A 20,517-nucleotide genomic window follows, 5' to 3' on the forward strand; every position below is an offset into this window, starting at 1 on the left:
ATGGCAGGCGTGACGACCGGCCAGGAGACGGACCAGGGGAGCGGGGAGAGCGCGCCGGGCGGCTTCCAGGTCCATCTGGACGTCTTCGAAGGCCCCTTCGACCTGCTGCTCGGGCTGATCTCCAAGCACAAGCTGGACATCACCGAGGTCTCCCTGCACAAGGTCACCGACGAGTTCATCGCGTACATCCGGTCGCGGGGACCCGAGTGGGACCTCGACCAGACGAGCCACTTCCTGCTGGTCGCGGCCACCCTGCTCGACCTCAAGGCGGCCCGGCTGCTGCCCACCGGCGAGGTGGAGGACGAGGAGGACCTCGCCCTGCTGGAAGCCCGTGACCTGCTGTTCGCCCGGCTGCTGCAGTACCGCGCGTACAAGGAGGTCGCGAAGATCTTCTCGGGGCGGATGGCCGAGGAGGCGTTGCGCTTCCCGCGCGCGGTGCCGATGGAGAAGCGCTTCGCCGACCTGCTGCCCGAACTCGTGCTCGGCATCGGGCCCGCGCAGCTCGCCAGGATCGCCGCCAGGGCCTTCACGCCCAAGGCGCCGCCGTCGGTGTCGGTCGCGCACATCTACCAACCGCTCGCCAGCGTCCGGGAACAAGCCGCTATCCTTGTGGAGCGGCTGAGGCGGGTGCAGACGGCGACCTTCCGGGCACTGACCGCCGACTGCTCGGGGACGTTCGAGGTCGTCGCCCGGTTCCTGGCCGTCCTTGAGCTGTTCAGGGAGGCCGCGGTCTCCTTCGAGCAGGTCGAACCGCTCGGTGACCTGTACGTCACCTGGACGGGAACCGCCGACGGCGACGTCACGGTCGGCGACGACTACGACGAGGGCCGGAGCGAGGAGCGACCGGCGGAGCCGTCCGGCGCACCGGAGGAATGACCCGCCCGCGCCGGGCGCGGTGACGCGGCGGAGACGGCGCGCCGGAGGCGGAACCACGGACGACGAGCGAGGAGCGATGGCAGCGAGCGGCACCCCCGGTTCCACCGACGGCACAGACGGCGCTCCGGACACCGGCGCCACTCACGTGACGCCCGGGCCCGCCGGTGACGCCGTGCTCGCCGCCGAGGTCGCGCCGTCCCTGACGGACGACGCCGGATCCGGCGGCGAGGAGACGCCTTCGGAGGGGCCGTCGCTCGCGCAGGCGCTCGAGGCGATCCTGATGGTGGTGGACGAGCCGGTCGCGGAGATCACGCTCGCGCAGGTGCTCGAACGCCCGACGGCGGAGGTCGCCGCCGCGCTCCGCACGCTGTCGGCGGAATACACGGCGTCCGGGCGGGGTTTCGACCTTCGGGAGGTGGCCGGAGGCTGGCGCTTCTACACCAGGGCGGAGTGTGCCGCGCTGGTGGAGAGGTTCGTCAGGGACGGTCAGCAGGCGCGGCTCACACAGGCCGCGCTGGAGACCCTCGCCGTGGTCGCCTACCGGCAGCCGGTCAGCCGGGCCCGGGTGGCGGCGGTGCGCGGCGTGAGCAGCGACGGCGTCATGCGGACGCTGGTCGCACGAGGCCTCGTGGAAGAGGCCGGAACCGACCCGGAGAGCCAGGCGGTGCTCTACCGGACGACGAGTTACTTCCTGGAGAGACTGGGGCTGCGGAGCCTCGACGAGCTTCCCGAGCTCGCCCCGTTCCTCCCGGACGACGTGGAAATTCTTGAGGAGCAGAAGTAGTGAACAACAGGCGTGGCACCCCGTCCGGTGAGGGACGCGGTCGGAGCCGGAGCACCGGTCAGCAGGGCGCGAGCGCGCGTGGATCCCGTGGCGGGTCCGGCGGCTTCCGTCCCCAGGACGACCGGCGCGGCGGTTCCCGCGTCCCTGGTTCCCGGTCCGGGTACGGTTCCGACTCCAGGCAGGACTTCAGGTCCGACTCTCGATCCGACTCTAGATCCGACTTCAGGCGGTCCCGCGACGAGGGCGCCCCGCGCGGCGACCGGTACGGCGACCGCCCTGCCAGGGACGCCCGTGCAGGGGACGCCCGTGGCGGCGACCGCCGCGACGCCCGCCCCGGCGGCCGGCGTTTCGGCGATGACAACCGCACGTCGTTCCGCGCCGAGCGCGGCGGCTCGCATGGCGGGTACGGCAGGCCCGAGGCCGGTCGCTCCGGCGACCGCGACGGCGGGCGCGGCTTCGGCCGTGACCGTGATTTCGGCCCTGAGCGTGGTTCCGACCGCGACCGTGGTTCCGACCGCGACCGTGGTGGTTTCGGGCGTGACCGCGACGGCGGGCGTGGCTTCGACCGCTCAGGTGGCTCCGACCGTGCGCGCGGGTTCGGCCGTGACCGCGACGGCGGCCGTGGCTTCGACCGCGACTCCACCCGTGACTCCGGCCGGGACCGGGACGGCGGCCGTGGTTTCGACCGCGACTCCGGCAGGGAGCGTGGCGGACGTGAGTTTCCGTCCGCGGGCCGCTCCACCTTCCGTACGGAGGGGGCCGGGACGCGCGGCCGGTACGGCAGGCCGGAAGGCGGCCGGGACGGTCTGCGGGACCGTGGGACGGACCGCGGCTCCGACCGCCCCTTCCGCGGCGGCGAGGACCGCGCCGACAGATACGCCGGCCGGAGCGCCGGCGGCGACAGGGACTCCTGGCGCGGCGATCGCGAAGTCCGCGGCGACCGGGACTCCCGCACCGGCCGCGGCACCGACCGGGACGGCCGCGCCGAGCGGGGCGACCGGAACGAGCGGGCCGGTTTCCGGGCCGCCCGCGGCGGGGCCGGGACCCGGCGTGACGAGGTGCAGACGATCGGCCGCACCGGTGGCGCGACGCGGGGCCGCTTCGGCGGTACCGAGGGGGGCGCACGACGCCCGGTGCGCGGCGCCGGCGCGGGCCGTCCCTCCGGCGCCGGGTCGGCAGGGAGCCGGGGCGCGGGTGGCCGGAGCGCGGGCGGTACGGGCGCAGGGGCCCGGGGAACGCAGGGAAACCCGTTCAAGACGTCCCGGCAGCCGCTGCGCGACCCCGACTTCTACGACGAGAACTACACGGACGAGCGCGACACCACCGAGGTGCCGGGCGGCGACCGGCTCCAGAAGGTGCTCGCCCAGGCCGGGGTGGCCAGCAGGCGGGCCTGCGAGGAGATGATCGGCGACGGCCGGGTGACGGTGGACGGCCAGGTCGTGCGCCGCTTCGGCGCCCGCGTCGATCCCGCCAAGCAGATCATCCACGTGGACGGCAAGCGCATCCCGACCTCCGCCGAGACCGTCTACTACGCGCTCAACAAGCCGATCGGCGTGGTGAGCACGATGGACGACCCCGAGGGCCGGCCGTGCCTGCACGACTACGTGCAGGACCTCGCGCCCCGGCTGTTCCACGTCGGGCGTCTCGACACCGAGACCGAGGGCCTGCTGCTGTTCACCAACGACGGTGAGCTGGCCCACCGGCTGACGCACCCGAGCTTCGGGGTGCAGAAGAAGTACTGGGCCAAGGTGCCCGGCCCCGTCTCGCGCGACCTGCACAAGGTGCTGCGCAAGGGCGTGGAGCTGGAGGACGGCCTGGCCAAGGTCGACGAGTTCCGGATCGTGCAGGAGCACGGCCAGCAGGCGCTGGTCGAGATCGTGCTGCACGAGGGACGCAAGCACATCGTCCGGCGGCTGCTGGAGGCGGTCGGGCACCGCGTCATCGACCTGGCCCGCATCGAGTTCGGACCGGTCAAGCTCGGCCGGCTGAAGCCGGGCACGGTGCGCACGCTCACCGTTCAGGAGATCGGCGAGCTGTACGCGGCGGTCGGCCTGTAGCCTGGCAAAACTGCGGGCATACACCCGCAATCCGGGCAGAATTAAGCCGAACAGGCGGTAGATGGGCCGCGCTCGTCGTCACGGCGGGCCGGCCCGTCTCAGCGAGAGGGGAACGACATGGTGCGGGCGATTCGCGGAGCCGTCCAGGTCGAGGGCAACGATCGTGACGCGATCCTCGCCGGGACGACGGAACTGGTGAGCGAGGTGATGGGCCGCAACAACCTCACCACCGACGACGTCATCAGCGTGATCTTCACGTGCACGCCCGACCTCACCGCGGAGTTCCCCGCCCTCGCCGCGCGCAAGCTCGGGTTCCACGACGTCCCCCTGCTGTGCGCGACCGAGATCGACGTGCCGGGCGCGCTCCCGCGCGTGGTGCGGCTCATGGCCCACGTGCAGACCGACCGGCCGCGGCAGGAGATCCAGCACGTGTACCTGCGCGGCGCCGTGGCGCTTCGCGTGGACATCGCCCAGTAGGGAGACGGTCCGGGCCACAGGTCCGGCAGAACGGGATTCTCCCATCCACAGGCATTCGCCCGCGGGCCGCGTCCCCGGGACGGTGACGGCAGGAAGAGCACGATGACTCCCATCGAGGGCGCCGGGATCGGCAGCGTGGTCGTTGTCGGGACGGGCCTCATCGGCACGTCCATCGCACTGGCGCTGCGGCAGCGGGACCTGCGGGTCTTCCTCGCCGACCGGGACGCCGGAGCCGTACGGCTGGCGCGTGAGCTGGGCGCGGGGGAGGACTGGACGGGCGCGCGGCAAGTGGATCTCGCGGTCGTCGCGGTGCCGCCCCAGTTCGTCGCGCAGCAACTGCTCGACCTGCAGAAGCAGGGCGCCGCCCGCTTCTACACTGACGTGGCCAGCGTGAAGGTCCTTCCGCTGGCCCAGGCGGCCCAGCTCGGCTGCGACCTGACGACGTACGTCGCGGGGCATCCGCTGGCCGGCCGCGAGCGGTCCGGTCCCGCGGCGGCCCGGGCCGACCTGTTCCTCGGCCGCCCGTGGGCGTACTGCCCGACGGAGGACGCCGCGCCCGAGGCGGTGGCGGCGGTGCGGGAGCTCATCGACCTGTGCGGCGGCAACGCCGTGCGAGTGGACGCCGGCGAACACGACCGGGCCGTGGCGGTCGTCTCGCACGCTCCCCACGTGACCGCCGCGGCCGTGGCCGCCCGGCTGGCCGAGGCGCCGGAGACGGCGCTCGGGCTGTCGGGGCAGGGCGTGCGCGACGTCACCCGGATCGCCGCCAGTGATCCTGCGCTGTGGATGGGCATCCTCTCGGGCAACGCGCTGCCGGTGGCCGAGGTGCTGGAGGCGGTGGCGGACGACCTCGGCGCCGCCGCCCGATCGCTGCGCGCGCTGGCGGGCGACGGCGCGGCCATGGACCAGATCGCCGACCTGCTGGCACGCGGGGTGCGCGGCACCGGCAGGATCCCCGGCAAGCACGGCGGCCCGGCGCGCACGTACGCGGTGGTGCAGGTGCTCATCGGCGACCGTCCGGGCGAGCTGGCCCGCCTGGTTCAGGCGGCGGGCGAGACGGGTCTCAACATCGAGGACATCCGGCTGGAGCACGCCCCCGGCCTGCCGCTCGGCGCAGCGGAGCTGTACGTCCAGCCGGAGGCGGCGGCCCCGCTGTCGGAGGCCCTCCGTGAGCGCGGCTGGCAGGTCGCCGGCTAGACCGGCCCGCCCGCCCCGGCCGGGTGACCTCCGGGCAGACCGAGCGAACGCCCGGCCCCTGACCAGAAGGCCCCGGACCGTCGGGGCCTCCGCCCGGCCGCCGATGCATGCTTTCCCCCGGTATCCCGGTAGCCTCGGGGACGACGATTCCGAAGGAGAAGGAGAGACCGGTGTCGGGTCTGGTCGTCGCGATGGACGGTCCCTCGGGGTCGGGCAAGTCGAGCGCGTCGCGGGGCGTCGCGCGGGCGCTCGGCCTGCGTTACCTCGACACGGGCGCCATGTACCGGGCGGTCACGTGGTGGATGCTCCAGCGGGGCGTCGACCTGGAGGACCCCGCGGCGATCGCCGCGAGGTCGGCCGAGCCCACGCTGACGATGACCACCGATCCGGACGCGCCGGGTGTCGCCGTCGACGGCGTCGACGTCAACGGGCCGATCCGCGGCGCCGAGGTCACCGGCGCGGTGTCGGCCGTGAGCGCGGTGCCCGAGGTGCGCCGCCGGCTCGTGGCCCTGCAGCGGGAGATCATCGCGAGTTCCCTGCCGGGCGGGGGGATCGTGGTCGAGGGGCGCGACATCGGCACCGTGGTCGCGCCGGACGCGCCGGTCAAGATCTACCTCACCGCGAGCGCCGACGCCCGCGCGCTGCGCCGTACGGCGGAGCTGGAGGGGACGAGCGTGGAGGCGCAGAGGGCCGCGATGGCCCGCCGCGACACCCTCGACTCGACGCGCAAGGCCGACCCGCTGGCGAAGGCCGCGGACGCCGTGGAGCTCGACACCACGCCGCTGGACCTGGACGAGGTCATCGCCGAGGTGCTCCGGATCGTCAAGGAGCGGGTCTGACGGATGAGGCAGGGTATGGACGTGACGGTGGAGTACGACGAGGACGAGGGCGGCTGGATCGAGGCCGAGCTCGCCGAGCTGTCCGCCGAGGAGGCGGAGCGGGAGCCCGATTCGGGCCCGCTGCCGGTCGTCGCCGTGGTGGGGCGCCCCAACGTCGGCAAGTCGACGCTGGTCAACCGCATCATCGGCCGTCGTGAGGCGGTCGTGGAGGACGTGCCCGGGGTGACCCGCGACCGGGTGACCTACGAGGCCACCTGGCGGGGGCGGCGGTTCACGCTGGTGGACACCGGCGGCTGGGACCCGGACGCGACCGGCATGGCCCTGCGCATCGCCGAGCAGGCGCAGATCGCGGCCGAGCTGGCCGACGTGATCCTTTTCGTGGTGGACGCGAGTGTCGGGGTCACCGACTCCGACGAGGCCGTCGGGGCGGTCCTGCGCCGCGCGGGCAAGCCCGTCGTGCTGGCCGCGAACAAGGTCGACAACCAGCAGATGGAGCTGGAGGCGTCCGGGCTGTGGTCGCTCGGCCTGGGCGAGCCGCGCCCGGTTTCGGCCCTGCACGGCCGCGCCAGCGGCGACCTGCTCGACGTGGTGCTCGACGCGCTGCCGGAGACGCCGCCGCAGACGTTCGGCGAGCGGCGCGGCCCGCGCCGGATCGCGCTGCTCGGCAAGCCCAACGTGGGCAAGTCGTCGCTGCTCAACAAGGTCGCCGGAGAGGAGCGGGTGCTGGTCGACCCGATGGCCGGCACCACCCGCGACCCGGTGGACGAGCTGGTCGAGCTGGGCGGCACGACGTACCGGTTCATCGACACCGCGGGCATCCGGCGGCGCGACCGCGAGCTGAAGGGCGCCGACTTCTACGCGGCGATGCGCACCCGGGCCGCGCTGGAGCGGGCGGAGGTCGCGGTCGTGCTGATCGACGCCTCCGACGTGCTGACGGAGCAGGACCTTCGGATCATCGGCCTGGTCATCGAGTCGGGCCGGGCGATGGTGGTCGCGTTCAACAAGTGGGACCTGGTCGACGAGGACCGGCGTTACTACCTGGAGAAGGAGATCGACCGGCAGCTCGTCCGCACGCCCTGGGCGCTGCGGGTGAACATCTCCGCGAAAACCGGCCGCCACGTCGAGAAGCTCGCCCCGGCCATCGAACGGGCGCTGGAGTCGTGGGGCACGCGGGTGCCGACGGCCCGGCTCAACCAGTTCCTCACCGAGCTGGTGCAGGCCACGCCGCCGCCGGTGCGCGGAGGCAGGCAGCCGAAGATCCTGTTCGCCACCCAGGCCTCGACCGAGCCGCCGAAGTTCGTGCTGTTCACCTCGGCGTTCCTGGAGGAGACCTACCGCCGCTTCATCGAGCGCCGCATCCGCGAGGAGTTCGGCTTCGCCGGCTCCCCGATCGACGTCACGATGAAGATCCGGGAGAAGCGCAAGAAGAAGTGACCCACCGGCCGCGCGCCGCGGAAGCCGCGGCCGTGGTCATGGCGGTGGTCGTGGCGGTGGCCGGGGTCAGACTCCGGAGCCGCGCCGGGAACTCGCGGACGGCCGGGCGGCGGCCGACAACAGGGTGAGCGCCGCCTGCCGGGCCTGCTCGCCCGTGCCGGCCGTGCCGTGGTGCGCCGCGACGGCGGTGGCGCCCTCGACCAGCATGAGCAACTGCCGCCCCAGGAGGGGCGGATCGGTGGCTCCGGCACGCTCGGCGATCCCCGTCAGCAGGTCGAGGTAGCGATCGAGGTGGCGTGCGGTGATGGCGCGCACGGCCTCCACGTGATGCTGGGCCGCCGCGTTCAGCATCGCGCAGCCGCGGAAGACCGGGTCCTCGTACCACTCCCGCAGCGCGTCGAACACCGCGGCGAGCTGGTCACGGGGGTCGTCCCCGGCCTCCGCGGCGGCCTCGGCCAGCCAGCGGGTCACCCGTTCGCTGCGGGCCGTGAGCATGGCCTCCACCAGCCCGTCCTTGGTGCCGAAGTGCCGGTAGAGCGTCTCCTTCGACACCCCGATGGAAGCGCACAGCTCGGCCACGCCGACGCCGTCGAGCCCACGCTCGTACAGCACGGGGGTGGCCGCCTCCAGAATGGCGGCACGGGTGCGCTCCGGGTCGATCGTCGAGCCCTTGGGAACCGGCATACCTAGATGGTACCGATCGGTTCGATGCGTTGCTACGATCTGAGATCGTACCGATCGGTTCGATCTCTGGAGTGTCATGTCCCACCTCTTCGCCGTCGGCATGCGGGCCGGGCCCGAGACACGGCAGGCGATGCGGCTGGCTCTCGGCACCGCGTCGGCCCTGGGGCTGGCCCGATTCGCGTACGGGCTGCTCCTGCCGGCGATGCGGGACGAGTTGCGGTGGACCCTGGCCGAAGCCGGAGCGGTGAGCGCCGCCAACGGACTGGGCTACCTGCTCGGTGCGCTGATGACCGCGGCCGCCGTTCGCCGCCGGGGCGCCGCGGCCGTCTTCCGATGGGGGATGGTCCTCACCGCGCCGGCGCTGGCGGCCACCGCGACGAGCGACGCCTATCCGGTGCTGCTGGCGGCCCGAGCCGCGGCCGGGACGGCAGGGGCCGCGGTGTTCGTCAGCGGCGGCGTCATCGCCTCACGCCTCGCCGCCCGCGCCTCCTCCGGGACGCCTATCACCGTCTACTTCGCGGGCACCGGGCTGGGCATCGCCGTCGCCGGCGCCGGCATTCCGCCGCTGGGCGGCCATTGGCGGCCGGCCTGGGTCGGCCTGGGCGTGGCCGCCGGGCTGGCGGCGCTGGTGAGCTGGACCGCCGCCCAGGCCGGGGAGGAGGCGTCGGCCGTCACCGCCGGGCGGGCTCACCTGCGCCCACTACGGGGGATCGCCCTGGCCTACCTGCTGTTCGCCACCGGTTACATCACGTACATCACCTTCCTGTCCGCCTACCTCGCCGAGGCGCCGCTCGGGCAGGTGGTACTCGCCTGGACGGCGCTCGGCCTGGCGGTGGTGGCGGCGCCCGCCCTGTGGAGCCGTCCGACCACCCGCTGGCACGGCACCCGGGCACTGACCGTGCTGCTCGGCCTCCTGGCCGCCGCCGGAGCGGCGCCGGCGATGGCGGCGCCCGCACCGCCGGTCATCCTGGCGTCCGTGGTCGTCTACGGGGCGACGTTCATGGGGGTGCCCGCCGCCGTCACCGCGATCATCAAGGCGAACACCGCGCCCGCGGACTGGACGGCCACGCTGGCGGCGTTCACCACACTCTTCGCGGCCGGGCAGACCGCCGGTCCGTGGCTCGCCGGGCTCGTCGCCGACCACACCTCGGCCGGCGCCGCCCTGGCGTGGACCGCGATCCTGTGCGCGGCGGCGGCCCTGGTCGCCGCGTTCGCCGATCCCACACGTAACACCCCGCCGGGCCGCGCCGAGAAGACGCCCGGAGGGGAAGCGTCCATGAGACAGTGAGGAGCACGACCATGACGACCTTCGTCCTGATCCCCGGAATGTGTCACGGTGGCTGGTGTTTCCAGGACCTCGTCGAGGACCTGCGCGGCCACGGCCACCGGGCCCTTCCGCTGACGCTCAGCGGAGTGAGCGAACGCGCCCACCTGCTGCGCGGCGGGGTGAACCTGGACACCCACATCCAGGACGTGACCGGCGTGCTGGAGGCCGGGGACGTCCGTGACGCGGTGCTGGCCGGGCACAGCTACGGCGGCATGGTGATGACCGGGGTGGCCGACCGCCTGCCGGGCCGGGTCGCCGCCCTGGCATACCTCGACGCCTTCGTGCCGGAGGACGGCGACTCCTGCTGGACCCTCGCCTCCGAGCAGGAGCGGCAGTGGTACGCGGACGTGGAGGAGACCGGATACGCCACGCGGCCGCTGCCGTTCTTCGACCCCCGGGCGACCCCGCACCCCGTCGCCTCGCTGCTGCAGCCGCTCCGGCTCATCGGAGGTCTCGCGAGCGTCCGGCGGCGGGTCTACGTGTACGCCGACCGGGACGTGCGGTCCGCCTTCACGAGTACGTACGAGCGGCTGCGCGAGGACCCCTCGTGGACCGTGCACGCGCTGGACAGCGGGCACAACCTCATGCGGGACGCGCCGCGGGAGCTGCTCGGGATCCTGCTCGACGCCGCCGGGCCCGGCAGGCCCGGAACCCCGCCGGTCGCCGAGGGATGGTAGGGCTGGCCCTACCCCCGGGTCTGACGTCCGCAGGATCGATCATCGGCGGGCGAGTCAATAGCGTTGGGGGCATGCGCCGACTTCTCTCCCGTCTGGCCGGTGACACGGTCTACGTCCTCATAGGGTTTCCGCTCGCGGCGATCACGTTCGTCCTCACCGTGGGCGGCCTGTCCGCCGGTGCGGGACTGCTGGTGGTCTGGCTGGGCGTGCCGATCCTCGCGCTCACCCTCCTCATGGCCAGGGGGATGGGTGACGTAGAACGGCTGCGCATGCGGCCGGTGCTGGGCCGGGAACTGCCCCGGCCGCGTTACCCGCGCGCGCCGGAGGGCGCGGGCATCCTGCGACGCACGGTCACGCCGCTGGTCGGGGGCCAGCCCTGGCTCGACGCGCTGCACGCCCTGCTGGCCTTCCCGGTCGCGGTCGCCGCGTTCTGCGTGACCGTCACCTGGTGGGCCGTGTCGCTCTTCGGGCTGACCTACCCGCTGTACGGGTGGATCCTGTCGAACATCCCGGACAACCACGAGCTGCCCGAACTGCTCGGGCTCGGCCGGGGCTACTTCGTGAACAGCGTCTTCTACCTGGCTCTGGGCGTCCTGGCCGCGCTCACGCTCTACCCGGTCGTCCGGTCCTGCGCGCTGATCCAGGCGTCGCTCGGCCGGGCGCTGCTGACCGGCGTCGCCGCGCTGCAGGAGCGCATCGAGGACCTGACCGAGGGCCGCAACGCCGCCGCCCACGCGGAGGCGGACGCGCTGCGCCGCCTGGAGCGGGACATCCACGACGGCCCCCAGCAGCGCCTGGTCCACCTGGCGATGGAGCTGTCGCGGGCGCAGCGGGAGCTGAAGCGGGACGCGAGCGCCGCGCACGAGACGATCGGCAACGCCATCAGCGCCACCCGCGAGACGCTCGACGAGCTGCGGGCGCTGTCACGCGGCATCGCCCCGCCCATCCTCGCCGACCGCGGCCTCGCGCCCGCGCTCGCCGCGCTCGCCGGCCGCTGCACGGTCCCGGTGGAGCTGGACGTCCAGACGACCGAGCGGTACCCCGCGCTGATCGAGAACACGATCTACTTCGTCACCGCCGAGGCCCTGACCAACGTGGCCAAGCACAGCAGGGCGACGTCCTGCATGATCGCGCTGACCCGGATCGGGGACGTCCTGCTGCTCACGATCGGGGATGATGGGGTCGGCGGCGCTCACGTCGCCAAGGGACACGGCCTGTCCGGCCTGGCCGACCGGCTGCGGGCGGTCGACGGCGAGCTGACGGTGCGCTCGCCCGCCGGAGGGCCGACCTCGATCACGGCGGAGGTTCCGTGCGCGTAGTGGTGGCCGACGACGCCGTCCTCATCAGGGAGGGACTCGTCCGCCTGCTGGAGGAGTTCGACTGCGAGGTCGTCGAAACGACCGGAACGGGGGAGGGACTGGTCGAGGCCGTCGTCGCCCACCGGCCGGACGTCTCGGTGGTGGACGTCCGGATGCCGCCGTCGTTCACCGACGAGGGCCTGCGGGCCGCGGTCGAGGCGCGGGAGAAGGTGCCGGGCGCGCCCGTACTGATCCTGTCGCAGTACGTCGAGGTGTCGTACGCCGACGACCTGCTGGCCGACGCGCGGGGAGCGGTCGGCTACCTGCTGAAGGACCGGGTGGTGGACGTCGAGGAGTTCATGGACGGCCTGCGCCGGGTGGCCGCCGGGGGGACGGTCTTCGACCCGCAGGTCGTCGCCCAGCTGATGGTGCGCCGGCGCCGGGACGACCCGCTGGCCTCGCTGACGCCGCGCGAGCGGGAGGTCCTCGCGCTGATGGCCGAGGGCAGGTCGAACCCCGCGATCGCCCGCCGTTTCGTCGTCACCGAGGGCGCGGTGGAAAAGCACATCCGCGGCATCTTCGCCAAGCTCGGCCTGCACGCGGAGGACGGCGACCAGCACCGCCGCGTCCTGGCGGTGCTGGCCTACCTGCGGTCCTGACGTCGCGCCACCGGCCCGCCGCAGGACGGCGCGGGCCGGGACTGCGCGGGCCGGGATGGCGCGGGGCGGGATGGCGCGGTCAGGCCGGGTGGTTGCCGCCCGTCATGTCGTACGGCGTGGTGACCCCCTCGTACGCGAGATGGAACTCCATGCCCTGCGCGGCGTGCGCGAGATCGTGGCAGTGGGACATCCACACGCCCGGGTTGTCGGCCACGAGGGCGACCTCCCAGACCTCGCCGGGGGCGACGTCGAAGGTGTCCATCGCCAGCCCGGTCGCCGGCACGCCGTTCCGGGACAGGATCCGCACGTGATGGCCGTGCGGGTGCATCGGGTGGGTGTCCGTGCCCCGGTTCACCACCCGGATCCTGACGGTCTGCCCCTGCCGGACGACCGGCGTGGGGATGTTCGGCCACGCCTTGCCGTTCACCGTCTGGGCGAGCCGCGGCAGGCCTCCGGAGACGGCGAGCGTCTTGTCCAGCACCCAGGTCGTCTCCCGGTCGAACCGGGCGGGCAGGGCCGCGGCAGAGCCGTACCGGGTGATGTCGACGATCGGCCCGGCCGCCGGCGGAGGCATCGCCGGTCCGTTGATCAGCAACGCGGGCCGGTCTCCCGTCGTCAGCAGCACCGGCCCGGAGGGCACGGTGAAGGTCAGGTCGTATCGCCCGCCCGCCGCGAGGTGCAGTCGGGCGCCGTCGAGGTCCGTCGCCCCCGGCACGTCCCCGCCGTCCACCGCCGCGATCCGGTACGGCACGCCGCTCAGGCCGAGGACCACGGGCCGGGTGTCGGTGTTCACCACCCGCAGCCGCGTACGGGCGCCGGGCGCGAGCGTGAGGCGGGTGAGCAGGTCGGACGGCGCGGCGCCGTCCACCGACAGCGTCGGGCGCGAGCCGAAGGTGTGCAGCGCGAGCACGTGGTCCTCGCTCTCCGGCGCGGGGGCCGCCGGGTCGACGACCAGCAGGCCGAAGAGCCCGCGTGGCACGGCGACGCTGGAGTTCTGGTGGCTGTGGTACCAGTACGTGCCGGCGTCCTCGGCCCGGAAGCGGTAGACGTGGGACTGGCCGGGCCAGATCGCGTCCTGGGTCACGCCGGGCACGCCGTCCTCGGCGGCCGGCACGTCGTACCCGTGCCAGTGGATCGTGACGCCCTGCCCGCTGCCCGCCTGCCCGTTGCTGGCCTGCACCGTGCCTCCCTGCACCGTGCCTCCCTGCACCGTGCCTCCCTGCACCGGCAGCCGGTTGCGCAGGACGACCTCGACCAGGTCGCCCTGCCGCACCCGCAGCACCGGCCCCGGCACCTGCCCGTTGAACGACCACGCCTCGGCGCCGCCGCCGGACGGCAGCCGTACGGTGGCGGGCTGGGCGGTGAGCGTGAAGCGGCGGACCCGCTCCCTGGCCCCGGCCGGGCCGCCGGCCGCGGCGGGAGCGGGGCCGCGCAGCAGGTCGACGGAGACGCCGCGCCCGCCCGTGTCGTGCCCCGGGTGGAGGTGGCCGCTCGCCCACCCTCCGCCGATGGTCAGGGCGAGAGCGAGGGCGAGCACGCAGGTTCCGGCGGCCTGCCAGCCGTGCCGAGGCGAGCGGGCCGGGCCGAGCAGCCGCCACGTCACGGCGGACGCCGCGGCGAACAGCGCGAGCACCGCCGCCGCCCCTCCGGTCGTGACCGGATAGGAGATCACGACCGCGCAGGCGATCCCGGCCACCGCGCCGTACGCGGTGACCAGCAGGGGGAACGCGACGATCCGGGTCGAGCCGGTCGCCGTGCCCTGCAGCAGGCGGGGCAGGCTGACGGCGGCCGAGACGAGCGCGGGCACGACGACCAGGGGCAGTGCGAGGGTGACCTTCTCCGCCACGAACCACCAGCCCGCTCCGGCCAGGCCGGTGGTGACGGCGACCCTGAGCCCGGTCACGACGATCGCCGCGGCGCACGACGCCGCGGCGATCAGTCGGGTCCGCCGACCGGCCGCGGCGGGTTGCCGCAGCCCGGTCAGGGCGATCCCGGCGGTCGCGGCCCAGGCGGCCGCGACCAGGACGAAGAGGATCTGATCGAGAGCGATCAGCCGAGCGGTGGTCACGCCGCGGCGTGCGCCGGGATCGCGGCGTCGCTCTTCGTCAGGGCGTGGGCCCGCCGGACGAGGACGACGGCCGCGGCGAGGATCGCCACGCCGTCGAGGGCGTGGAAGCCCATGACGAACAGGGAGGCCGTCGTGGTGGCGGTCTCCGTCGCCCCGGCGATCTCGGCCAGCGGGAAGATGACGAACAGCTGCACGGCCACCAGCACGAACGGAAGGATCGCCAGGCCCGCCGTCCGGCCGCCCGCGCGGGCGGCGAGGGCCGCGATCGCGGTCACCAGCGAGACGAGCGGGATGACCATCGTGCCGTTCATGGCGTGGTAGCCGATGGCGGCGTCCGGGTCGCCCGGCGCCGGATGCGGCGTCTCGAACGCGCCGAACGTGGCGAGGTAGAACTGGGCGAGCACGGCGACGAGCTGCACGACGGCGAGACCGAAGAACACCTTGCGCATTGTGGGGCCTCCTGTGAGGTACGGGCGGAGCCCCGGGGGTTCTGCGGGGCGGCGAGCGCCGGAAAGGTACGCGGCCATGGTGGACCCGCGGGTGTCCCGGGCGCCCGGGACACCCGTCCCGCCCCGCCGGGAAGTCGCGCGGGGCGAGATCGGGCGGGGCGGGGTGGTCAGCGCATCCAGGGCGGGACGATCCGGTCGGTGCCCTTGGGCGCGAGGTCGCAGGCGTCCTCGGCGGTGACCCCGCCGGGGATGTAGACCTCGGCGCCCGCGGGGGCGACGGCGATCGCACTGAAGCCCGACTCCGCGTCGCTGTGCACCCTGCGGCTGAGGTCGGCCGGCAGGACGATGGTGTCTCCCGCCTCGACGCCGTAGGTCTCGCCGTCGAGGTCGACGGTCGCGCCGCCGGACAGGAAGGTCCACACCTGCTCGCGGTCACAGGAGTGCAGGGGTCCGCTGTTGCCCGCAGGCATGTCCACGCGCCACACGGCGTGCGCCGCCCCGCCCTGGGTCGGGGAGGCCAGGGTGGTCATGACGCCGTTCGGCGTGGTGCTCCGGCGGCTGTCGGCGGAATGGATGACAGGCATCGGTGGTGCCTCCTAGAATAGACAACGCTGTTGTCCTTATAGTGAACCAGGTTGTCTATCGTGTCAATCGACCCGCCCGGATTCGAGCTGCCGCTGCGGCTCTTCCTGGGATTTCGCGTGCTCATCGATGACCTGCACGCGGAACTGGCCCGTCAGGGGCACCCGCACGCCCGGCCCATGCACGGATTCGTCCTGCAGGCGATCGGCGCGGAGGGCACGACCGCCGTGGAACTCGGCCGCACGCTGGGCGTCAGCAAACAGGCGGCGGGCAAGACCATCGACACGCTGGAGCGCCTGGGCTACGTGGAGCGTGCCCGGGACGCCCGCGACACGCGCCGCAAGATCGTGCGGCTCACACCGGCGGGCGTCGACCTGCTGACCCGCTCGGCCCGCATCTTCGACGACCTGCGGGCCCGCTGGGCCGCGGTCATCGGGCCGGAGCGGCTCAGGGAGCTGGAAGCGGACCTGCGCAGGGTGACGCCCCCGGACGTCTTCCGGCTCGACGTGCCCGGCTGGTTCGGCGCCTCCTGACCTCGGCGCCTCCTGACCCGCTGCCGTGCGACGTCGGCGCCTGGCGTCGGGCTCAGTCCGCGGAACGCCGGGGGAGGGCGAGGGCGGCGACCGCGCCCAGCAGGCACAGCCCGCAGGTGATCAGGAAGATCTCGGCGTACTCCGTGTGCAGCGCCGCCCGGACCTTCGCGGTGTATTCGGCGAGCCTGCGGGCGTACTCGGCCGGGTCCACACCGAACGGCAGCGGCGTGTCGAGATGCGCGGTGAGCGACTGGAACCGGTGGAAGCCCCACGCCGACAGCGCGGCGACGCCCAGCAGCATGCCCATCATCCGGGCCACCACGACCGCCGCCGACACGACGCCGTGCCGCGCCGCCGGGACCACGCGCAACGCCGCGGAGGAGACGGGGGCGATCACCACGCCGAGGCCGAGGCCGGCCACCACGAGGTCGACGTCCGTGCGCACCCCGGCCGAGGCCAGGTCGAGCGGCCAACGGGAGATCATCCAGTAACCCGCCGCGGCCAGGGCCATGCCCGCCACGGCCACCGGCCGCTCGCCGAACCGTCGCACCAGGAACCCGCCGAGGAACGCCGCCACCGCCAGCGCGGCCAGGAACCGGGTGAGCACCAGCGCGCCCCCCACCGCGTCGAGGCCGAGCAGCGTCTGCGCGACGAGCTGCACGTCGACCAGCGTGACCAGCAGCGCCGCCCCGGCGAGCAGGCTCACCGCGAGCGTGGCGAGCAGCGGCCTCCGGGGCACGCCCGTCAGGTCGAGCAGCCGGACCGGCGAGCGGATTTCCCACACCACGAACAGCACGGCCGCCACCGCCCCGGCGGCCACGCACGGCAGTCCCCACGGCGGCAGCACCGTGGTGCCGGGGGAGGGGTTGTACAGCCCCGCGACCAGCAGGCCGAGGGCCAGCGCCAGCAGCGCTCCGCCGCCCAGATCCGGCCGCGAGGCGTCCGCCCGCGACGCATCCGCCGGTGAGGTGCTCGCCCGTGCGGCGATCACCGGTGAGCCGTCCGGTGGCGAGACGTCCGGCCGTGCGGCGGCGTCCGTCCCGCCGGCGATCGCCGTGCCCGCGGGGGCGCCCGCTTCCGCGAGGTCCGGCGAACGACGCGGGCGCGCCGGGCCTGGTGGCGGGTGGTCCGCACCGTACGGCTCCCGGCCGCCGGGCACCGCCGCCTGTACGGCGACGGCGGCGATCAGCGTGAGCGGGAGGTTGACCCAGAAGATGCCGCGCCATCCGGCGAGCGCGGCCAGGCCCGCGCCGTACAGGGGACCGAGCACGCTGCCGAGTTCCTGCGCCGCGCCCACCGCGCCGAGCGCCACCGGCCGGGCCCGTTCGTCCCACAGGTCGCCGATGAGGGCCATCGTGATCGGCAGCAGCGCGCCGCCCGCGACGCCCTGGAGCGTACGACCCGCGACCAGCGCCGGGACGCTCGCCGCCAGGGCCGTGAGGAGGGAGCCCGCGGCGAACCCGGCCAGGCACGCGTGGATCAGCCCACGCCTGCCGTACCGGTCGGACAGCCGGCCCAGCAGCGGCATCGCCGCGACGTACCCGAGCAGGAACCCGGTCACGACCGGGGTCGCCCTCTCCAGGTGGTTGAGCGGCACGCCGACGTCGGAGGCGATGTCCACCAGGATGGTCACGACGACGTACGCGTCGAGCGCGGCGAGCAGCACGGCGGCGCCGCCGACGGCCAGCGCCAGGCGCCGGCGCCGCACGGGGGTGGCGGCGGGGTCGGTCACGGCTTGGGCGGGGTGATGGTCACGGGGGCGTCGTAGTCCCCGAGGGTGACGGCGGCCGAGCCGCCGCCGAGCGGCAGGTCGATCTTGAGCAGGCGGTTGGTGGCCTTGTCGATCCAGAGCGTGCCCGCGACCTTCTGCTGGACGCCGGGGACCAGCGCGGCCAGCGCGTCCTGCGGCAGGGTGGCCGCCACCCGGTAGGCAGCGGTGTCACCCACCTTCTCCTCCGCCTGCGTCCGCACGTCCTGGGCCGCCGACAGCAGGCCGGGCACGCCGGTGAGCACGGCGGAGGGGTCGTAGATCGCCGCGAGCTGCTGCCGGGTCATCGTCTGGTAGCCGCCGGTCGGGCCCTTGAAGTAGACCGTGTCGCCGACGAGCACGAAGTCGATCTCCTGCAGGCCCAGCATCTCGATCTGCACGGTGCCCTTGGCGTCGCCCTCCTTGGTGAGGCTGCCCTCGGCGTGCCGTACGGGCACGGCGGGCTTGTCCTTCGTCTCGATCGTGAAGGCCACCGTCTTGACCCCCCGCATCGCCTCGGCCGACCGCTTCATCAGGGCGGGGCCGTCCGGCAGGGCCGTCTCGCTCTTCGCGTCGCAGGCGGTCACGAGCAGGAGGCCGGCCACGACCAGCCCGAGGATTGTTCGCACAGCCGGATCGTAGCGAGCGGGCGGGGGTGGCACGCGTTCCCGCGGGAATCGGTTTGACGCACCTTGTCAGGGGAACTCGGGATCGGTGCGCTTCCCCCGCCACCCCGTCGTCATCACTAGTTGGTTCGCCGGACGCCGCGGACCCCCTGCAGATGGTCGATGACGGGCGCGTAGATCTGTTCCAGCTCGGACACCTGCTCGGGGGTCATCAGGTCGATGAAGTGCCGTCGGACGCTGTCCACGTGGTCCGGCGCCACCCGTCTTATCGTCTCCCACCCCTGATCGGTCAGGACGGCGAAGGTGCCCCGCCGGTCGTCCTCGCACTCTTCGCGGGTGACCAGACCCGCCGCCTCCATCCGGGAGATCTGGTGGGACAGGCGGCTGCGCGACTGGATGGTCGCGTCGGCGAGCTCGCTCATCCGCATGCGGCGGCCGGGGCTCTCGGAGAGGTTGACCAGGATCTCGTAGTCGTTCAGCGAAAGGCCGCTCCCTTGGAGCTCTCGATCGAGTTGGAGGAAGAGGAGTCGGTGCGCAGCCAGGTGGGCCCGCCAGGCGCGTTGCTCGTGCGGGGTCAGCCAGCGGTGGTGGTCCATATCGACCAGCATAAGATCAAGTGAACGGATGGAGCGGTATGCCTGACGGCGAGAACGGCGAGAGCCTGGGCACCGTGGTGGTAGCGGGTGCGGCCAATCTCGCGATCGCGCTGGCCAAGCTCGTGGCCGGTCTGATCAGCTCCTCCTCGGCGATGCTGTCGGAGGCCGCCCACTCGGCCGCCGACACCGCCACTGAGGTCGTGCTGTTCGCCGCGATCCGGCACGGCGAGCGGCCCGCCGACGCCCGTCACCCTCTCGGGCACGGCCGCGCCGCCTATCTGTGGGCGATCGTGGCCGCCTGCTTCACCCTGGTCGTGGGGGCGGGCTTCTCGCTCACGCACGGCTGGCAGACCATCACCAGGGGCGAGGATCTCGGCGACATCGGCGTCTCCTACATCGTGCTCGCGGTGTCGTTCGCGATCGAGTCGGTCTCCCTCTGGCGGGCCCTGCGCCAGTTGCGCGGCGAGGCCCGGCGCTGGCGGGTGAGCCCCGGCCGGTTGCTGGAGCGCACGTCCGACACCATGCTCAAGGCGGTCGTGCTGGAGGACGCGGCCGCCCTGATCGGCATCGCGGTGGCGGCCGTCGGCCTGGTGCTGTCGCAGCTCACCGGATCGGCCGTGTGGGACGGCGCCGCGTCGATCGTCATCGGGCTGCTGCTGCTCTGGGTGGCGCTGACCCTGATCAGGACCAACGCCTCGCTGCTGATCGGGCAGGCGCCTCCGGCCTCGCTGCAGGAGAAGATCAAGGACGTGCTGGCCGAGCAGCCGGAGGTCGAGGGGGTGGTCGAGCTCGCCGCCGTCCTGATGGGCCCCGGCCAGATCCTGGTCGCCGCGAAGATCGACTTCATGGACGAGACGACGGGGGAGCGGCTGGAGCTCGCCGCCGACCAGGTGGAGCGACGGCTCACCGAGCGCTTCCCGGAGATCAAGCAGGTGTTCCTCGACCCAACTCCCGGCCGGTCAGCCGCCGAGGAGGTGTAGCTTGGCGGGTTCGTCGGTGACGGCGGAGGCGATCACGGTGCCGGCCGTCCACTCGAGGAAGTGACGGCCCTCCCACTCCAGCGGCACCGTCAGCCCGTCCACCAGCGGCAGGGCCGACAGGTCCGCCTCGCGCAACCGCCCGAGTGTCAGCTCGCCCCGCTTGACCAGCGCCTCCTTGCGCACCCACTGGCGGATGAGGCCGCGGTTGTCGTCGCCCACCAGCTTCGCCTCGGCGGGGGTCAGCGCGAGCGCCACGAGGTTCTCGTCGGCCGGGCCACCCGTGACGTGCTCGGCGTCCACCCCGACCCGGCCGTAGCCCGCGACCGCGCAGACGTATCCGGAGGTGTGCGCGAGGCTGATCGACACCTCGGGGGCCTCGGCCAGCCAGGGCCGCCCGTGCGCCTGCCCGCACTCCTCGCAGCGCTGCACCACGGTCAGCATGCACGCGCGGGTGCCCAGCAGTTCGGCGGCGCAGTGCCGTACGAGCAGGTGGGCGGCGACGAAGTCGCGGCGGTCCCCGCTGCGGGTGAAGCGTTCGGCGCGTTCGCGCTCGGCCGGGGTCAGGGTGCCGCCGGCCAGTTCGAGCACGTCGTCGGTGTGGCCGGCCACGGCCAGTGGAGGGCGCAC

21 protein-coding genes are annotated in these 20,517 nt (G+C 73.7%); 13 read left to right on the plus strand and 8 right to left on the minus strand.

The genetic code is table 11. From position 1 onward, the window contains the following. The 7 genes from FED44_RS26070 to der all read left to right on the plus strand — a co-directional run bounded on the left by FED44_RS26070 (nt 1) and on the right by der (nt 7,664). The gene (locus tag FED44_RS26070; RefSeq protein ID WP_138462370.1) at nt 1-876 is read left to right on the plus strand and encodes a segregation and condensation protein A; all 876 of its coding nucleotides are present in this window, start codon (nt 1-3) and stop codon (nt 874-876) included. Between the two features lie 76 nt (nt 877-952). Next, complete coding sequence (scpB, locus tag FED44_RS26075) at nt 953-1,660, plus strand: SMC-Scp complex subunit ScpB (protein ID WP_138462371.1); 708 nt, start codon at nt 953-955, stop codon at nt 1,658-1,660. Continuing rightward, a complete protein-coding gene (locus FED44_RS26080) occupies nt 1,660-3,717 on the plus strand; it encodes a pseudouridine synthase (RefSeq protein ID WP_138462372.1) in 2,058 nt (685 codons plus the stop codon). The genes scpB and FED44_RS26080 overlap by 1 nt, the downstream gene beginning before the upstream one ends. A 117-nt stretch (nt 3,718-3,834) precedes the next feature. Beyond that, nucleotides 3,835-4,194 carry a chorismate mutase gene (gene aroH / locus FED44_RS26085; RefSeq protein WP_117409018.1) on the plus strand — a complete coding sequence of 120 codons (360 nt, stop codon included), beginning with the start codon at nt 3,835-3,837 and terminating at the stop codon, nt 4,192-4,194. A 102-nt stretch (nt 4,195-4,296) separates the two neighbouring features. Then, nucleotides 4,297-5,391: a prephenate dehydrogenase gene (locus tag FED44_RS26090; protein ID WP_117409019.1), complete on the plus strand. Its 1,095-nt coding sequence runs from the start codon at nt 4,297-4,299 to the stop codon at nt 5,389-5,391. Between the two features lie 170 nt (nt 5,392-5,561). Beyond that, nucleotides 5,562-6,230 carry a (d)CMP kinase gene (gene cmk, locus FED44_RS26095; protein WP_396698850.1) on the plus strand — a complete coding sequence of 223 codons (669 nt, stop codon included), beginning with the start codon at nt 5,562-5,564 and terminating at the stop codon, nt 6,228-6,230. A 3-nt stretch (nt 6,231-6,233) separates the two neighbouring features. Further along, nucleotides 6,234-7,664 (plus strand): ribosome biogenesis GTPase Der, encoded by a 1,431-nt coding sequence (gene der, locus FED44_RS26100; RefSeq protein WP_117409021.1) that lies wholly within the window; start codon nt 6,234-6,236, stop codon nt 7,662-7,664. A gap of 66 nt (nt 7,665-7,730) precedes the next feature. On the opposite strand, the gene FED44_RS26105 is transcribed toward der, so the two are convergent. After that, on the minus strand, nt 7,731-8,348 hold the full coding sequence (locus FED44_RS26105) for a TetR/AcrR family transcriptional regulator (protein ID WP_138462373.1): 618 nt from the start codon (nt 8,346-8,348) through the stop codon (nt 7,731-7,733). 76 nt (nt 8,349-8,424) lie between these two features. Between FED44_RS26105 and FED44_RS26110 the strand changes: the two genes are divergently transcribed. The 4 genes from FED44_RS26110 (at nt 8,425) to FED44_RS26125 (ending at nt 12,309) form a co-directional block, all read left to right on the plus strand. Further along, a complete protein-coding gene (locus FED44_RS26110) occupies nt 8,425-9,636 on the plus strand; it encodes a YbfB/YjiJ family MFS transporter (RefSeq protein ID WP_244302272.1) in 1,212 nt (403 codons plus the stop codon). 11 nt (nt 9,637-9,647) lie between these two features. Beyond that, nucleotides 9,648-10,352 (plus strand): alpha/beta fold hydrolase, encoded by a 705-nt coding sequence (locus tag FED44_RS26115; RefSeq protein WP_117409023.1) that lies wholly within the window; start codon nt 9,648-9,650, stop codon nt 10,350-10,352. A gap of 71 nt (nt 10,353-10,423) precedes the next feature. After that, a complete protein-coding gene (locus tag FED44_RS26120) occupies nt 10,424-11,671 on the plus strand; it encodes a sensor histidine kinase (RefSeq protein ID WP_138462374.1) in 1,248 nt (415 codons plus the stop codon). Next, on the plus strand, nt 11,662-12,309 hold the full coding sequence (locus tag FED44_RS26125; RefSeq protein WP_117409025.1) for a response regulator: 648 nt from the start codon (nt 11,662-11,664) through the stop codon (nt 12,307-12,309). The genes FED44_RS26120 and FED44_RS26125 overlap by 10 nt, the downstream gene beginning before the upstream one ends. Nucleotides 12,310-12,388: 79 nt before the next feature. On the opposite strand, the gene FED44_RS26130 is transcribed toward FED44_RS26125, so the two are convergent. From FED44_RS26130 to FED44_RS26135, 3 genes are all read right to left on the minus strand, one after another. Then, nucleotides 12,389-14,377: a multicopper oxidase family protein gene (locus FED44_RS26130; RefSeq protein WP_167521592.1), complete on the minus strand. Its 1,989-nt coding sequence runs from the start codon at nt 14,375-14,377 to the stop codon at nt 12,389-12,391. After that, on the minus strand, nt 14,374-14,826 hold the full coding sequence (locus tag FED44_RS36050) for a DUF6220 domain-containing protein (protein ID WP_117409027.1): 453 nt from the start codon (nt 14,824-14,826) through the stop codon (nt 14,374-14,376). Before FED44_RS36050 ends, FED44_RS26130 begins: the two co-directional genes overlap by 4 nt. A gap of 167 nt (nt 14,827-14,993) precedes the next feature. Then, on the minus strand, nt 14,994-15,410 hold the full coding sequence (locus FED44_RS26135; protein WP_138462376.1) for a cupin domain-containing protein: 417 nt from the start codon (nt 15,408-15,410) through the stop codon (nt 14,994-14,996). 60 nt (nt 15,411-15,470) lie between these two features. Here FED44_RS26135 and FED44_RS26140 point away from each other — a divergent pair, with 60 nt between their 5' ends. Next, on the plus strand, nt 15,471-15,941 hold the full coding sequence (locus FED44_RS26140) for a MarR family winged helix-turn-helix transcriptional regulator (RefSeq protein WP_182877435.1): 471 nt from the start codon (nt 15,471-15,473) through the stop codon (nt 15,939-15,941). Between the two features lie 52 nt (nt 15,942-15,993). Here FED44_RS26140 and FED44_RS26145 read toward each other — a convergent pair whose 3' ends face one another. From FED44_RS26145 to FED44_RS26155, 3 genes are all read right to left on the minus strand, one after another. After that, on the minus strand, nt 15,994-17,673 hold the full coding sequence (locus tag FED44_RS26145; protein ID WP_244302273.1) for an MFS transporter: 1,680 nt from the start codon (nt 17,671-17,673) through the stop codon (nt 15,994-15,996). Continuing rightward, complete coding sequence (locus FED44_RS26150) at nt 17,670-18,317, minus strand: LppX_LprAFG lipoprotein (protein ID WP_117409029.1); 648 nt, start codon at nt 18,315-18,317, stop codon at nt 17,670-17,672. Before FED44_RS26150 ends, FED44_RS26145 begins: the two co-directional genes overlap by 4 nt. 116 nt (nt 18,318-18,433) lie before the next feature. Continuing rightward, on the minus strand, nt 18,434-18,910 hold the full coding sequence (locus FED44_RS26155) for a MarR family winged helix-turn-helix transcriptional regulator (RefSeq protein WP_244302275.1): 477 nt from the start codon (nt 18,908-18,910) through the stop codon (nt 18,434-18,436). Nucleotides 18,911-18,948: 38 nt separating this feature from the next. On the opposite strand from FED44_RS26155, the gene FED44_RS26160 reads away from it, so the two are divergent. Further along, nucleotides 18,949-19,890, plus strand: a complete 942-nt coding sequence (locus tag FED44_RS26160) for a cation diffusion facilitator family transporter (RefSeq protein ID WP_117409031.1) — start codon at nt 18,949-18,951, stop codon at nt 19,888-19,890. Here FED44_RS26160 and FED44_RS26165 read toward each other — a convergent pair. Beyond that, nucleotides 19,870-20,517: a 4'-phosphopantetheinyl transferase family protein gene (locus tag FED44_RS26165; RefSeq protein WP_117409045.1), complete on the minus strand. Its 648-nt coding sequence runs from the start codon at nt 20,515-20,517 to the stop codon at nt 19,870-19,872. The genes FED44_RS26160 and FED44_RS26165 overlap by 21 nt on opposite strands.

This window comes from Microbispora triticiradicis (assembly GCF_005864065.1).
Taxonomy (GTDB): domain Bacteria; phylum Actinomycetota; class Actinomycetes; order Streptosporangiales; family Streptosporangiaceae; genus Microbispora; species Microbispora triticiradicis.